This is a genomic window from Bacteroides sp. K03 (assembly GCF_019734355.1).
GTDB lineage: Bacteria > Bacteroidota > Bacteroidia > Bacteroidales > Bacteroidaceae > Bacteroides > Bacteroides nordii.
In genome coordinates this window covers 61,746-78,186 of record NZ_JAASHC010000021.1, presented here as the reverse complement: position 1 = coordinate 78,186, position 16,441 = coordinate 61,746, and the positions used below count along the sequence as shown (strand labels likewise).

At 39.9% G+C, this 16,441-nt stretch carries 14 protein-coding genes; 12 read left to right on the top strand and 2 right to left on the bottom strand.

Translation table 11 applies throughout. The features are described from left to right. Positions 1–21 precede the first annotated feature (21 nt). From HCG69_RS14425 to HCG69_RS14380, 10 genes are all read left to right on the top strand, one after another. Positions 22–2,838, top strand: a complete 2,817-nt coding sequence (locus HCG69_RS14425) for a pitrilysin family protein (RefSeq protein WP_221650610.1) — start codon at positions 22–24, stop codon at positions 2,836–2,838. Next, positions 2,835–4,322, top strand: a complete 1,488-nt coding sequence (locus HCG69_RS14420; RefSeq protein ID WP_002559530.1) for a DUF5687 family protein — start codon at positions 2,835–2,837, stop codon at positions 4,320–4,322. Before HCG69_RS14425 ends, HCG69_RS14420 begins: the two co-directional genes overlap by 4 nt. A gap of 134 nt (positions 4,323–4,456) precedes the next feature. Next, positions 4,457–5,230 (top strand): ABC transporter ATP-binding protein, encoded by a 774-nt coding sequence (locus tag HCG69_RS14415; RefSeq protein WP_002559529.1) that lies wholly within the window; start codon positions 4,457–4,459, stop codon positions 5,228–5,230. A 6-nt stretch (positions 5,231–5,236) separates the two neighbouring features. After that, positions 5,237–5,749, top strand: a complete 513-nt coding sequence (locus tag HCG69_RS14410) for a C40 family peptidase (RefSeq protein ID WP_221650609.1) — start codon at positions 5,237–5,239, stop codon at positions 5,747–5,749. Between the two features lie 15 nt (positions 5,750–5,764). Beyond that, positions 5,765–6,655, top strand: coding sequence for a TraB/GumN family protein (locus HCG69_RS14405; protein ID WP_221650608.1), 891 nt, complete (start codon positions 5,765–5,767; stop codon positions 6,653–6,655). A gap of 92 nt (positions 6,656–6,747) precedes the next feature. Continuing rightward, positions 6,748–7,419, top strand: a complete 672-nt coding sequence (locus HCG69_RS14400; protein WP_007484319.1) for an HAD-IA family hydrolase — start codon at positions 6,748–6,750, stop codon at positions 7,417–7,419. A gap of 268 nt (positions 7,420–7,687) precedes the next feature. Further along, positions 7,688–8,005, top strand: coding sequence for a 50S ribosomal protein L21 (gene rplU, locus HCG69_RS14395; protein ID WP_002559524.1), 318 nt, complete (start codon positions 7,688–7,690; stop codon positions 8,003–8,005). 21 nt (positions 8,006–8,026) lie between these two features. Continuing rightward, positions 8,027–8,296: a 50S ribosomal protein L27 gene (rpmA, locus tag HCG69_RS14390; protein ID WP_002559523.1), complete on the top strand. Its 270-nt coding sequence runs from the start codon at positions 8,027–8,029 to the stop codon at positions 8,294–8,296. 225 nt (positions 8,297–8,521) lie between these two features. After that, positions 8,522–9,796, top strand: a complete 1,275-nt coding sequence (gene serS / locus HCG69_RS14385; protein WP_221650607.1) for a serine--tRNA ligase — start codon at positions 8,522–8,524, stop codon at positions 9,794–9,796. 137 nt (positions 9,797–9,933) lie between these two features. Then, the gene (locus tag HCG69_RS14380; RefSeq protein ID WP_221650606.1) at positions 9,934–12,222 is read left to right on the top strand and encodes a bifunctional dihydroorotate dehydrogenase B NAD binding subunit/NADPH-dependent glutamate synthase; all 2,289 of its coding nucleotides are present in this window, start codon (positions 9,934–9,936) and stop codon (positions 12,220–12,222) included. An 84-nt stretch (positions 12,223–12,306) separates the two neighbouring features. Here HCG69_RS14380 and panD read toward each other — a convergent pair whose 3' ends face one another. Together panD and panC are read right to left on the bottom strand one after the other, a co-directional pair. Further along, positions 12,307–12,660 (bottom strand): aspartate 1-decarboxylase, encoded by a 354-nt coding sequence (gene panD / locus HCG69_RS14375; RefSeq protein ID WP_002559520.1) that lies wholly within the window; start codon positions 12,658–12,660, stop codon positions 12,307–12,309. A gap of 22 nt (positions 12,661–12,682) precedes the next feature. Next, on the bottom strand, positions 12,683–13,531 hold the full coding sequence (gene panC, locus HCG69_RS14370) for a pantoate--beta-alanine ligase (RefSeq protein ID WP_221650605.1): 849 nt from the start codon (positions 13,529–13,531) through the stop codon (positions 12,683–12,685). A gap of 246 nt (positions 13,532–13,777) precedes the next feature. On the opposite strand from panC, the gene HCG69_RS14365 reads away from it, so the two are divergent. Together HCG69_RS14365 and HCG69_RS14360 are read left to right on the top strand one after the other, a co-directional pair. Then, complete coding sequence (locus HCG69_RS14365) at positions 13,778–14,602, top strand: glycogen/starch synthase (protein ID WP_221650604.1); 825 nt, start codon at positions 13,778–13,780, stop codon at positions 14,600–14,602. A gap of 24 nt (positions 14,603–14,626) precedes the next feature. Then, complete coding sequence (locus tag HCG69_RS14360) at positions 14,627–16,216, top strand: DUF4270 domain-containing protein (protein WP_221650603.1); 1,590 nt, start codon at positions 14,627–14,629, stop codon at positions 16,214–16,216. The last annotated feature ends 225 nt before the right edge of the window (positions 16,217–16,441 follow it).

Below are 16,441 nucleotides of genomic sequence, written 5' to 3'. Positions count from 1 at the left end.
ATTTATTAAAACTCATTAGATATGAAACATTTATTTCGTGGTTTATTTGTTGCAGCAGTAATTATATGCTGCAGCTTTCAGCAGGCATTTGCTCAATTGCCTCCTATCCCTGTCGACCCGAACGTACGCATCGGCCAACTCGATAACGGACTTACGTATTACATCCGTAAAAATGTACTTCCGGAAAATCGTGCCGATTTCTATATCGCTCAGAAAGTCGGTTCTATCCAGGAAGAAGAAAATCAACGCGGTTTGGCGCACTTCCTTGAACACATGTGCTTCAATGGAACCACTCACTTTCCCGGTGATGCATTGAAACAATATCTGGAACGTATCGGTGTGAAGTTTGGTGAAAATCTAAATGCTTACACTTCTGTAGACGAAACGGTTTATAATATTTCAAATGTCCCGGTTACTGTTCCGGGCGCCATTGATTCCTGTCTATTGATTCTACATGACTGGTCTAATGATTTAACCCTGGATCCAAAAGAAATTGACAAGGAACGTGGCGTAATCAATGAAGAGTGGCGTACGCGTATGAGTGCCATGCAGCGTATGCAGGAAAAAATGCTTCCACAAATGTTTGCCGGAACTAAATATGCAACTTGTTTCCCAATTGGTACAATGGACGTAGTTATGAACTTCAAGTATCAGACTTTAAGAGATTACTACGAAAAATGGTATCGCCCCGACTTGCAAGGTATCGTTGTAGTTGGTGATATCGATGTAGATGCAATTGAAGCTAAAATCAAAACAATGTTTGCCGATGTTCCTGCACAACCTGAAGCAGCCGAACGTGTTTACTATCCGGTAAATGATAACAAAGAACCTATTATAATCATCGAGCAGGATAAAGAACAGCCCCATATCCAGGCACTTATCTTCAACAAACACGATGCAACCCCGGATGATCAGAAGAACAACATGGGATACATGGTACAAAACTATGCCACCAATCTCATCAGCAGCATGTTGAACGCCCGTTTGAACGAACTTACGCAAACTGCTAACCCTCCTTTTATTTATGCCGGAACTTTTGAAGGTGAATTCTTTGTTGCCAAAACCAAAAGCGCTTTCACTGGTGTAGTTGTCTGTAAAGAAGGATCGGTAGAAGACGGAATTGCTAATTTGTTACGCGAAATGGAACGTGCACGCCAATTTGGTTTCACAGAGACAGAGTATGGCCGTGCCCGCGCAGAATACCTGCGCCAATTGGAATCTGCATACAACGAACGTGATAAACGTAAAAACGAAACATATGTGAACGAATATGTTCGTAACTTCCTCGACAAAGAACCGATTCCAGGTATTGAAAATGAATATGCTATCATCAACCAGATAGCTCCGAACATTCCTGTAGCAGCATTGAACCAAATGATGCAAGCTTTGGTTACAGACAGTAACCAGGTAGTAGCTATTTTCGGTCCCGAAAAAGAAGGACTCAAATTACCGACAAAAGATGCCGTTCTCAAAATGCTTAACGACGCTAAAACAGAGAAATTAACGGCTTATGTTGACAAAGTATCCGATGAACCATTAATGGCTGAAAAACCTCAGGGTGGTAAGATTGTTTCTGAAAAGGAAAATCCTCTTTTCGGTACTACTGAACTTACTTTATCCAATGGTGTAAAAGTTATCTTAAAAAAGACAGACTTTAAAGCTGACGAAATACGTATGAAAGGTGTCAGTCTGGGTGGTAGTTCATTATTCCCCGACTCTGAGATTATTAATATCAAATCATTGGACGCTATCAGTGCCGGTGGTTTAGGTAATTTCAGTGCTGTAGACCTTGAAAAAGTATTGGCAGGTAAGAAGGCATCGGTAAGTTACAGCATTGGTGACAAAACAGAAGGTGTAAATGGTAGCTGTTCTCCGAAAGACCTTGAAACGATGTTGCAGCTTACTTATCTGACATTCACTGCTCCACGCAGAGACGACGATGCATTTGCGTCTTACAAGAATCGCAGCAAAGCGTCCTTGCAGAACCAGGAATTAAATCCGTCTGTTGCATTCGGTGATTCTATCCAGGCTACTGTATATAACCACCATCCGAGAGCTATCCGTATGAAAGCTGACATGATAGATCAAATTGATTACGACAAACTCATGGAGATGTACAAAGACCGCTATAAAGATGCAAGTGATTTCACTTTTATCCTTGTTGGTAATATAGACATCGAAAAAGATAAAGAACTGATCGCCGAGTATTTAGGAGCTCTTCCTGCTATTAACCGCAAAGAGACGTTCAAAGATACCAAAATGGAAATGCGTAAGGGAACTTACAAAAATGAATTCATCAGACAACAGGAAACTCCCAAAGCTTCTGTCCTTGTACTGTATAATGGCAAATGTAAATATGATCAGAAGAATAACCTGCTTATGAGTATGACCAGTCAGATTCTTGATCTGATATATACAGAGACAGTTCGTGAAGACGAAGGTGGTACTTACGGTGTATATGTAGGTGGTAACCTTGCCAAATATCCCAAAGAAAATGCTTTCTTGCAAATTATTTTCGAGACAGCGCCCGAAAAGAAAGACAAATTGATGGAGATCATTTTCGCCGAAGCTGCAAATCTAGCTAAAAACGGACCGTCGGAAGCTAACCTCAATAAAGTAAAAGAGTATATGCTGAAAAAGCATAAAGAAGATTTGAAAGAGAACAGCTATTGGTTGGGAAATATCGACGAATATCTCTTCACTGGAGTAGATATGATGAAAGACTATGAGAACATGGTTAACAGTATCACAACAAAAGATATTCAGAAGTTTGCCGACGAACTGTTGAAGCAGAAAAATGAAGTAGAAGTCACCATGGTTAGCCCAGAGAAGAAATGATGCTTTTTAACGAATTGCGCAAACACGGTAAGCTGGCTGCCAAACGCCATCCGATGTATGATAAAAACCGGTTTGGGAAATACGCCATGTATGCCATGGCGGTTTTCTGGGCAGGATATCTTATGTTTTTCGGAACAACGTTTGCTTTCGCTTTCGACACGAATAGCATGGAACCTTACCATATACTAAACAGTGGTCTGGTATTTATCCTTGCACTTGACTTCATATTGCGCTTTCCGCTGCAAAAAACACCGACACAGGAGGTAAAACCTTACCTCCTGATGCCGGTACAGCGAAATAGAGTAATAGACTTCCTGCTCATCCGTTCAGGGCTGAGCAGTTATAACCTCATCTGGCTCTTTATGTTTGTGCCGTTTGCCATCATTACAATTCCGAAATTCTTCGGAATTTGGGGAGTCTTTACTTATTGCACAGGTATTTGGTTACTAATGATTTTCAACAATTATTGGTTTCTGCTATGTCGTACACTAATTAGTGAACGTATCTGGTGGATTATGCTTCCCCTGTTAGTATATGGTGGTATTGCGGCTGCAATCCTTATTCCTGAAGACAAAAGTATAGTTGCCAAATTCTTTATCAATTGGGGTGAAGGCTATATTGAGGGTAACTGGTTAGTTTTCATCGCCACTCTGGCAGCCATTGCCGCGATGTGGTTTATCAACCGAAAACTAATGGCAGGATTGATATACGCTGAACTCAATAAAGTGGAAGACACAAAAATAAATGCTTCGGAATATAAGTTTTTCGAAAAATACGGAGAGGTAGGTGAATATATGCGCTTAGAATTGAAAATGTTATTACGCAATAAGGCTTGTAAAAACTCACTCCGCATGGTAATTCTGGTCGTAATTGCTTTCAGTTTATTACTCAGCTTTACGGAGGTATATGACGGAACTGGTATGAAGAACTTCATTACCGTTTACAACTTTGCAATCTTCGGTATCCTCTTTCTTCTGCAAATAATGAGTTATGAAGGCAATTATATTGACGGACTTATGAGTCGCAAAGAGTCTATCTATACCCTGCTTCGTGCAAAATATATGTTGTATAGTATCGGAATCCTTATCCCACTTATTCTGACTATACCAGCAATGGTAATGGGTAAAATCAGTGTACTGACTTCTATCTCATGGGCAGTATTCACAATAGGTTTCATCTATTTCTGCCTGTTCCAGATGGCTGTTTACAATGTCAAAACAATGCCATTGAATGCCAAAATCACCGGCCGCCAGAATGCGGGTACAGGACTGCAAAGTTTAATTAGCGCTGCCACTTTCGGTATACCCCTGTTACTCTATGCATTGTTGAAAATAGGTCTGGGAGAAACAGCTACTTCATGGGTATTGCTTGTCATCGGATTAGGATTTGTACTCACTTCACGCATTTGGCTAAAAAATGTGTACAACCGATTCATGAAACGCCGCTACAAAAACATGGAAGGATTCAGAGACAGTAGAGAATAAAAATAGTGATTAGCGTTTTAGCGATAAATGATTAGCAGACTGCACTATCATACCGCATGGTACTAATCACTTATCACTAATCACTAAACACCAGAAACTTATTACTTATCACTAAAAACTAATCACTAAAAGGCATGATTACCATAAATAAACTGCAAAAGAATTTCGGTGAAAAGAAAGCCGTAGATATTGAGAATTATATCATCAACCAAGGTGAAATGCTTGGTCTGGTGGGAAATAACGGAGCTGGAAAAACAACTCTATTCCGGTTAATACTGGATTTGCTCAAAACAGATGCAGGTAATGTTACTATTAACGATATAGACGTAAGTAAAAGTGAAGAATGGAAAAAATTCACGGGGGCTTTTATTGATGATGGCTTTTTGATAGATTATCTTACCCCAGAAGAGTATTTCTACTTCATTGGTAAAATGTACGGTCTAAAGAAAGAAGAAGTAGACGAACGCCTGACACAGTTTGAACGTTTTATGAACGGCGAAGTAGTAGGACAAAAGAAGTTTATTCGTAACTTCTCTGCCGGAAATAAACAAAAGATCGGTATTATTTCAGCAATGTTACACTACCCGCAGCTGCTGATACTGGACGAACCATTCAACTTCCTTGATCCGAGTTCACAATCTGTTATTAAACATTTGCTGAAGAAATACAACGAAGAGCATAATGCCACAGTCATCATTTCCAGTCACAATCTGAATCATACGGTGGATGTGTGTCCACGTATTGCACTACTTGAGCATGGAGTTATCATTCGTGATATTCAAAACGAAAACAATTCAGCAGAAAAAGAACTGGAAGATTACTTCAATGTTAATGTAGACGATTTTATTCAAGAGAAAGAAGTAGCCAATCCTGAAACGGAAGAAACAACTACCCGAACAGAAGAATAAATGCAGATGAAGAAACACTTTATATATACATGTGCTGTGTTAGGATTGATATTAAGTCTTAGCTCCTGCCGTTCGGTTGCTCCACGACTTGACTATAAGGCACTGGCCAAAGCTTCCGTTCGTCTTGGAATGGACATCAACCTGGAAGACAATCATAAACTTTACCTTGAAGCCTCCGAATGGATAGGTACTCCCTATCGTGCCGGTGGAGACAATAAACGAGGAACTGATTGTTCCGGATTGACATGCCAGCTATATAAAAAAGTGTATCACACAAAATTACCGCGTAGCACAGATACTCAAAAGAAAGAAAGCAACAAGATAACCAAACGTAATCTACGTGAAGGTGATTTAGTGTTCTTTACCAGCAGTCGCTCCGGAAAACAGGTAGCACACGTAGGCATTTATCTCAAAGATGGTAAGTTTATTCACGCCAGCACCAGTCAGGGAGTTATCATTAGCCGTCTAAATGAACCGTATTATACAAAGCACTGGATATCCGGTGGTAGAATTCGCTAATCAAAAATAATAAATATGAAGAAAATATTAGGAAGCCTTCTCATTTGTTGTTTCGCACTGAGTGCGAACGCGCAGTTATTGTGGAAAATATCTGGTAACGGACTGACACAACCCTCTTATGTTATGGGAACACATCACCTTGCCTCACTCAGTATCAAAGATAGTATCCAGGGATTGCAAGCAGCACTTGATAATACAAAGCAAGTATATGGCGAATTGAAAATGAGCGAAATGCAAAGCCCCACCAAGGTAGCCGAAATGATGAAGAAGTATATGACCACCGAAACAGATACTACTTTCAAATCACTATTTACAGAGGAAGAATACGAACAAATCAATAAGTTTGCAAAAGAGAATCTGATGTTTGACATAGCCATGATGCCTAAAGTTAAACCAGCCTTTCTCAGTAATAATCTGGTAGTAATTCTCTATATGAAGCACGTAGGTGGCTATAATCCACAGGAGCAACTGGACACTTATTTTCAGACACAAGCCACCGAAAAAGGGAAGAAAACAGACGGACTTGAAACGATCGAATTCCAAATGAATTTGCTATATAACCAAACATCCCTGAGACGTCAAGCCGAACAATTACTCTGCATGTTGAATAATGTGGAACCAACCATTGATCAAACCCAAAGACTAACTGCCACCTATATGACACAGGATTTAGACGCAATGAGTAAAATTGCAGATGAATCGTTAGGAGGTCCACAATGTGAAATGACTCCACAAGAAAAAGCAACGCTGATTGATGACCGTAATAAAAAATGGGCGAAACAATTACCTGCCATTATGAAAGAAGCTCCGACATTTATTGCCGTCGGTGCTTTACACTTACCGGGAGAAAATGGAATATTGAACCTGTTAAAGCAACAGGGATATACTGTAGATCCAGTTAAATAGAAACCTGATAATCAATAGAAAGTGTACACTTTCACCTTACCGAGTGTACACTTTTAAACTAATCTTTCTACCTTTACCCCAAAATGGGACAAATGAGCTACACTACCTACTTATTCGACTTTGATTATACATTGGCAGATTCATCCTGCGGCATTATTCTTTGCTTCAGAAATGTACTTCAGCGACATAACTATACAAACGTTACGGATGATGCTATCAAACGTACGATTGGTAAAACTCTTGAAGAGTCATTTAGCATACTCACCGGAATTATGGATACCGAACAATTGGCTGCGCTTAGAAAAGAGTATTCCAAAGAGTCAGACCAATATATGAATATCAATACTCATCTCTTTGACGACACCCTTCCTACCCTACTCAAACTAAAAGAAGAAGGGAATCGCCTCGGAATTATTTCCACCAAATATCGTTTCCGCATTCAAGACTTTATGAGAAAGCAGCTCCCTGAAGAATGGTTCAATATCATTGTCGGAGGCGAAGACGTAAGTCATCCCAAACCTAACCCCGAAGGATTATTGTTTGCCATGAAAAAGCTGAATGTCACACCGGAAGAAACAATGTACATAGGAGACAGTACCGTTGACGCTGAAACAGCCCAGGCAGCAGGCGTCAGTTTCACAGGGATAACAAGTGGAGTAACCCGGTCTGAAGAGCTGGCTCAATATCCACATGTGAAAATAATCAGTAATCTCCGTGAACTAACAGATTTGCCGAAAACACTTTTTCTCCTCCGGAATACATGACAGATAGCTTCATGACCTGAAACATGCGTTGTGTGTTTACCATCATCTTATTAGCTATACTTGTACTGTAATTAACATAAAGTTTTCTCATTGACAGTAATAGACGGTGAGCTAATAGAGATTGCATAGAAATTAAAGAAAGAAAAATTTGCCCGATAAGAATTATTTCTGTACTTTTGTGCCCGATTATTCCGCACCGGGTTCGACAAAGTGTTCCTTAAGTGATTAAAGACCACCCGACGGAGCTAACTTATACATTTAATATAAGATGTACGCAATTGTAGAAATTAACGGTCAGCAGTTCAAAGCAGAAGCTGGCAAAAAACTGTTTGTACACCACATCCAAAATGCAGAAAACGGTGCAACAGTAGAATTCGACAAGGTTCTTTTGGTAGACAAAGACGGAAACATTACTGTAGGTGTTCCTACTGTAGAAGGTGCAAAAGTTGTTTGCCAGGTTGTTTCAAATTTGGTAAAAGGTGATAAAGTACTTGTTTTCCACAAGAAAAGAAGAAAAGGTCACAGAAAACTGAATGGTCATCGCCAACAGTTCACAGAGTTAACAATCACAGAAGTAGTAGCTTAATCAATTTAAAAGTAAGAAGAAATGGCACATAAAAAAGGTGTCGGTAGTTCTAAGAACGGCCGCGAATCACACAGCAAAAGATTAGGCGTTAAGATATTTGGTGGCGAAGCTTGCAAAGCAGGTAATATCATCATTCGTCAAAGAGGTACTGAATTCCACCCGGGTGAAAACATCGGTATGGGTAAGGACCACACTCTTTTCGCTTTAGTAGACGGAACTGTTAGCTTCAAAGTAACCAGAGAAGATAGAAGATATGTATCTATCATCCCTGCCGAAAAGACAGAAGCATAAAGTTTACAATTAAGAAATAAAGAAGGAGATGCAATTCAGGTAATTGTATCTCCTTCTTTTTTATGCACTCAAAGGGATAGCATCTCTGTATTTTTATTAATCTTTGCAGAAAAGCAAAAATAAGCTGCACCTTGGCATAAAAAATGAACGAGTTCATTTTATTTTGCTCTCGGTTTGCATTATCTTTGTGCACTCAAAGATAAATGTTCATAAAAAAGTATCGATATGCTTACTATTAAACAAATTACAGAAAATACCGACGCGGTAATTCGCGGTTTGGAAAAGAAGCACTTTAAAGATGCCGCTGCAACTATTGCCAAGGTGATTGAAGTGAACGACAAGAGACGTAATACACAGAATGAATTAGATAAGAATCTGGCAGAAGTTAACTCATTGTCGAGAACTATCGGTCAGTTAATGAAAGAAGGGAAAAAAGAAGAAGCAGAGACTGCCCGTATCCGTGTTGCCGAACTGAAAGAAGGCAATAAAGCATTAGATACCGCTATGACAGATGCTGCAACAGAACTTCAGAATCTGTTGTATACGATTCCTAATGTGCCCTATGATGAAGTTCCGGAAGGTGTAGGAGCCGAAGATAATGTAGTGGAAAAAATAGGCGGTATGGAGACTGAGCTTCCCAAAGATGCTCTTCCTCATTGGGAACTGGCAAAAAAATATGACCTCATTGATTTCGATCTCGGTGTAAAAATCACCGGAGCAGGTTTCCCTGTTTATAAAGGTAAAGGTGCACAACTGCAACGTGCTCTCATCAATTTCTTCCTGGACGAAGCACGTAAGTCTGGCTATATGGAAATCATGCCTCCGACAGTAGTAAATGCAGCTTCCGGATATGGAACAGGACAGCTTCCTGATAAAGAAGGCCAAATGTATCATTGTGAAGTAGATGATCTTTATCTTATACCAACAGCAGAAGTGCCGGTTACCAATATTTACCGTGATGTTATTTTAGATGAGAAGCAGCTTCCTATTATGAACTGTGCCTATACACAATGTTTCCGTCGCGAAGCCGGTTCTTACGGTAAAGATGTTCGTGGACTGAATCGTTTGCATGAATTTTCTAAAGTAGAACTGGTACGCATCGACAAACCGGAACATTCCAGACAATCACATCAGGAAATGCTGAATCACGTAGAAGGTCTGTTACAAAAATTAGAACTTCCTTATCGTATTCTCCGCCTTTGTGGTGGTGATATGAGTTTCACAGCCGCTCTTTGTTTTGACTTCGAAGTATATTCAGAAGCACAAAAACGATGGTTAGAGGTTAGCTCTGTCTCTAACTTTGATACTTACCAGGCAAATCGTTTGAAATGTCGTTATCGCAGTGGAGAAAAGAAAACAGAACTTTGCCACACTTTAAATGGCTCGGCTCTGGCATTGCCTCGTATCGTTGCCGCATTGCTCGAAAACAATCAGACACCGGAAGGAATCAAAATTCCAAAAGCATTGGTTCCATACTGCGGATTTGAAATGATCAATTAAAAGGAATTAGTATAGATAAAAAGGAAGCTGCCCCAAAAAGGCAGCTTTTCTTTTATTATTTCCCAAATAAGCTGTATCTTTGCCAAAATATCATTCTGATAGCAGTTACGTAGTAATTCCAACAAATTAATTAGATAATGAACAAAATCATTAGCAAAGAACATTTTTCTGAGAAAGTGTTTAAACTGGAGATAGAAGCTCCTCTGATAGCAAAATCACGTAAAGCAGGACATTTCGTTATTGTTCGTGTAGGCGAAAAAGGAGAACGTATGCCGTTAACCATCGCAGGCGCTGACGTAAAGAAAGGCACCATCACGCTGGTTGTACAGGAAGTAGGTCTCTCTTCTACCCGCCTTTGCGAACTGAAAGAAGGTGATTACATTACCGATGTTGTAGGTCCGTTGGGACAAGCTACACACATCGAGAACTTCGGAACTGTGGTTTGCGCCGGTGGTGGTGTAGGTGTTGCCCCGATGTTGCCCATCGTACAAGCTCTAAAAGCAGCCGGAAATCGTGTGATTACTGTCCTTGCAGGACGTAGTAAAGAGCTCATTATCCTTGAAAAAGAGATGCGCGAAAGTTCTGATGAAGTTATCATTATGACAGATGACGGTTCTTATGGACGCAAAGGTCTCGTGACAGAAGGAGTAGAAGAAGTAATCAAACGTGAAAAAGTAAATAAATGCTTCGCTATTGGCCCTGCCATCATGATGAAATTCGTATGTCTGCTGACCAAGAAATATGAAATCCCGACAGATGTATCATTAAATACTATCATGGTAGATGGTACTGGCATGTGTGGTGCCTGCCGTATTACTATCGGTGGAAAGACTAAATTCGTATGCGTAGATGGACCGGAATTTGACGGACATCAGGTAGACTTCGACGAAATGCTAAAACGTATGGGTGCTTTCAAAAGTGTAGAACGGGAAGAAATGCACAAACTTGAAACACATTGTGAAGCCACCAAAGCAACAGACGAAAACAGCCGTAATGCTATCTGGCGTGAAGAACTACGTAAAAGTATAAAAGCAAAAGAACGTTCTAACATTGAACGTTGCAAGATGAACGAGCTTGATGCCGAATATCGTTCGCATAGCCGTAAAGAAGAAGTGAACCAGGGGCTGACCAAAGAACAGGCTGTTATGGAAGCCAAACGCTGTCTGGATTGCGCTAACCCAGGATGCATGAGTGGTTGCCCGGTTGGAATCGATATTCCCCGTTTCATAAAAAACATTGAACGTGGTGAATTCCTGGAAGCAGCCAAAACACTGAAAGAAACCAGTGCATTGCCTGCCGTATGTGGTCGTGTGTGTCCTCAAGAGAAACAGTGTGAATCAAAATGTATTCATCTGAAAATGGGCAAAGAAGCAGTTGCCATCGGTCACCTTGAACGTTTTGCTGCTGACTACGAACGGGAAAGCGGACAAATCTCTGTCCCTGAAATAGCAGAAAAGAATGGCGTCAAAGTAGCTGTAATCGGTTCCGGCCCTGCGGGTCTTTCCTTTGCAGGAGATATGGCAAAATACGGATACGACGTTACTGTATTCGAAGCATTGCACGAAATAGGAGGCGTATTGAAATATGGTATCCCCGAATTCCGTCTACCTAATAAAATTGTGGATGTTGAAATTGACAATCTGGCACAAATGGGTGTAACATTTATCAAAGACTGTATCGTTGGCAAAACAATCAGTGTTGAACAATTGGAAGAAGAAGGCTTCAAAGGTATCTTCGTAGCTTCCGGTGCAGGATTACCAAACTTCATGAATATCCCCGGAGAGAACTCGATCAACATTATGTCATCCAATGAATATCTGACTCGTGTTAACCTGATGGACGCTGCCAGTCCTGATTCTGACACTCCGGTTGCTTTTGGTAAAAATGTTGCTGTTATCGGCGGTGGCAATACTGCCATGGATTCTGTCCGTACAGCAAAACGCCTCGGCGCAGAACGTGCCATGATTATCTACCGCCGTTCGGAAGAAGAAATGCCTGCCCGTCTGGAAGAAGTTAAGCATGCCAAAGAAGAAGGGGTAGAATTCCTTACCTTACATAATCCAATTGAATATCTGGCCGACGAACAAGGACGCGTGAAACAGGTAATCTTGCAAAAAATGGAACTTGGAGAACCGGACGCTTCTGGGCGTCGTAGTCCGATAGCTATTCCCGGTGCAACAGAAACAATTGATATTGACCTCGCCATTGTCAGTGTAGGAGTATCGCCTAACCCGATTGTACCTAGTTCCATCAAGGGACTGGAAGTAGGCCGCAGAGGAACAATTACGGTAAATGATAATATGCAGTCATCTATCCCTACAATTTATGCTGGTGGTGATATCGTACGTGGTGGTGCTACAGTAATCCTTGCCATGGGTGATGGACGTAAAGCAGCAGCAGCTATGAACAAACAACTAAAAAACTAAGATCTGCCCGAATAAGAACAAAGAAACGCCGCTTACACAATAGTAAACGGCGTTTCTTTATATATCAAGAGTAACACTCTCTTTTTACTTCACTACGCTATTCGTTACCGGATCCGGAAAGATCACTGTCGGTTTAAACGATTTAGCTTCTTCAAAATCCATTAATGCATACGACATGATAATTACAATATCATCCGGTTGCACTTTCCGCGCTGCAGCACCGTTCAGGCAAATTTTACCCGAACCACGTTCACCTTTGATAATATAGGTTTCAAAACGCTCACCATTATTATTGTCAGCGATATACACCTTCTCACCAGCAATCATGTTAGCCGCATCCAACAAGTCTTCATCAATCGTAATGCTACCCATGTAATTCAGATTTGCTTCTGTGACACGTGCACAATGAATCTTCGACTTTAGCACTTCAATCATCATAGGGATTTGGTCTTTTTTAGGTTTAAACTTCTTTGTATTTAATATTATCGATCAGCCTCACTTCTCCGCAAAAAACAGTTATACAACCTACTACATACGAAGTATCATTCCAATCTCCAACTTTCTGCAAAGTGTTTCCGTCTACTATTTCAAAATACTCCAGGCGAAGTCCCGGTGCAACAGCAATAGCATCTTCCACCATCTTTTGCGTCTCACTCACCGAATGAGTGGCTGCAAAGGTACGACTTTTAAATAATGTCTGAGAAATATTTAAAGCATTTTCACGTTCTTCTGCCGATAAACGAGCATTACGGCTACTCAATGCCAATCCATCTTCTTCACGAACGATAGGACAGCCTACTATTTTAAGATCAAACTTCATTTGACGCACCATTTCGCGAATGATAGCCAATTGCTGAAAATCCTTTTCACCAAAATAGGCACAATCCGGTTCCACTATATTAAACAGCTTACTCACAATCTGACATACCCCATTGAAATGTCCCGGCCGAAAAGCACCCTCCATTACTGTATCCAACGGCGCATAACTAAACTGGCGCGTATCCGGCTCCGGATATATTTCCTCTACCGAAGGAGCAAATACCAAAGTAGCTCCACAAGCATCCAGTAACTTACAATCAGCATCCAGCGTACGCGGATATTTCACTAAATCATTCTTATCATTAAACTGAGTCGGATTTACAAAAACACTCACTACTGTTACATCATTCTCATTTACACTACGCTTCACAAGTGATGCGTGCCCTGCATGCAAAGCACCCATAGTAGGTACCAAACCTACCTTTTTCCCTTGGGCTTTCAGTTCCGACAATTCGGCCTGTAAGTCCTTGATCGTATGTATTATTTTCATTTTAATTGGTTTATTATTCTATCTTGTTTAAAAAACTGTGCAAAATAAACCATTATTTACCATATAAAGAAGAAATATCGCAAATTAATGCAAAAGGAAGAGAGGTAAGCAGAACAGGCAAGCGGTAAACAACAACTGATAATCAACAACTTAACAATTCATAAGGAATTATACCGCGCAATAGCTTGCTTTAATGCCCTTTTTTTTTTATATCTTTGCAGAATATTTACGAGAAGGATTGTTATTATGACAAAGGCGAATAAGGTTTTATTTATTACACAAGAGATTACTCCTTACGTTTCAGAATCTGAGATGGCTAATATAGGCAGAAACCTACCTCAGGCTATTCAGGAAAAAGGCAGAGAGATCAGAACATTCATGCCCAAATGGGGAAATATCAACGAACGTAGAAATCAACTGCACGAAGTGATACGTCTTTCCGGTATGAATCTGATTATTGATGATACCGACCATCCATTGATTATTAAAGTTGCTTCCATACAATCAGCCCGCATGCAAGTGTACTTCATTGATAATGATGATTATTTCCAGAATAGAATGCAAACAGCTGATGAAAACGGAGTAGAATACGATGACAACGACAGCCGAGCCATCTTTTATGCCAGAGGCGTATTGGAAACTGTAAAAAAATTGCGCTGGACTCCGGATGTTATTCACTGTCACGGTTGGATGACTGCACTGGCTCCATTATATATCAAGAAAGCATATAAAGACGAACCCTCCTTCCGGGATGCAAAAGTGATATTCTCTGTATATGAGGATGATTTCAAAAGCACTTTAAGCAATGACTTTGCAACCAAACTCATGTTGAAGGGTATTAATAAGAAAGATGTAACTACACTAAAAGAACCCGTAGACTACGCTACTTTGTGCAAACTTGCAGTTGATTACTCCGACGGAGTGATACAAAACAGCGAACACATCAATGAAGACATCATGGATTATGCCCGTCAATCCGGAAAACTGGTACTTGATTATCAGAGCCCGGACGTTTATGCTAATGCTTGTAACGAGTTTTACGACAAGGTGTGGGAAGCTGAACAAAAATAAAATTAGAATCAAGATACGACGATCATGAAAGTAAAATATCTATGGGTAGCCCTATTATCTCTCACTTTTTTTGGATGTGATGATAATACCGGTACATTAGGATTAGGAATGTTTCCGGGTGGTGACCAGACTATTAACGGAAAACTGGCAACGTTTGAAGTAGCAACCGAGTCTAAGCTTGCCGAACAGGTTTTCGCTAAAACAAGTACTGGCTATTTAGGGAAATTTACAGATCAGGAATTTGGTTATTACGAAGCCGGATTTCTAACGCAGCTACATTGTACTGACAACTTCAGTTTCCCGGCAGTATACAATCCGGAAAAACCTGATGACCCGGATGCAATCATGGTCGAAGATAAAACCTATCGTACTGAATTAACGTTAGCTTACAGAACTTATTTTGGTGATTCTTTAACAGCTTCCCGCCTGAGTGTTTATCGATTAGATAAAGACTTAGCAACAGACAAAGAAGCTGCATACTACACCGATATTAATCCGGAAGACTTCTATCCTAAAAACGATCCTAATTTTTTATTAGGACGAAAGGCTTATACAGCTGTAGATAAATCTGTAAAAGATTCTATTAGAAATCTAAGCGGATATATTCCTTCTGTAACCGTTACTTTACCTTATGAATTAGGACAAGAAATTTACAAGGCAAGTAGAGAAGCGGAAAAAGGAGGCAAAAATTTCGCAAATATATTCAGAGACCTGTTCAAAGGTATCTATGTTAAAAACGATTACGGAGATGGTACTATTCTTTATATTGACCAGATAGAAATGCATGTCATATACCAATGTTATATGAAAGAAGAAGATACTGGTAAAAACATGAAGAAGTACAACAGCGAAGAAGACTCCACCTATTATAGTTATCGAACATTTGCTGCAACCAAAGAAATCATTCAAGCCAATTCTTTCAGAAGTGATGAAGATAAAATCAAGGAGAAAGTAAAAGAAACAGGCTGTACATATCTTAAAACTCCAGCAGGAATTTATACCCAGGCTACATTACCGTTACTAAACAACAATAATAATAGCCAAAAGGGCATTTTGGATTCATTGCGTAATGATACACTAAATGTAGTTAGATTAACTTTTACTAATTACAATCAGACCAATGATAAGAATAAATTTAGTATGGGTGCTCCCAGTTATGTTTTATTGGTGCGCGAAAAAGAAAAGGATGATTTCTTTAAAAAGAATAAAGTCAATGATGATATTACATCCTATATTGCCCAACATAATGCCATTAATACGAATCAATATGTATTTCCCAATATCTCGAGATTGATTAATACCTGTCGTGCTGAAAGAGATGCAGCAGTCATAGCACTCGCAAACGATGGAAAGATAGAAGGTATTTTGGACGTTGATACAGGGACACCCGTTACCACTATCGAAGCATGGGAGAAAGCTACACAATGGAATAAAGTAGCTCTTGTTCCGGTAACTATCACAAGAGATCAGAATACCAGTACTGCGTTGGGTAGCATTATCAGTGTACTCAATGATTTACAGCCAGGATATACCAAACTGAAAGGTGGATCAGAAGGAGATCGCTTATCAATGGAAATCATCTATACTTCCTTCGATGACAAAGATAAAAAATAACCAAGATACATATCACTGATGTAAAAAGGTGTCCGGAATAAACTTCGAGACACCTTTTTATTTTGACTCATTCGAAAAATGCATTATTCGTTGATATTGTAATGCAAATTTTAACGTCTCGGATTTATATTGTAAAAGTGTGCACTTTAGATAACCACTAAAAAGTAACATCCTTTCCTCCACAAAGCTCTATAAAAAAAATTGCCTCTCAGAGCTGTTGGCAAC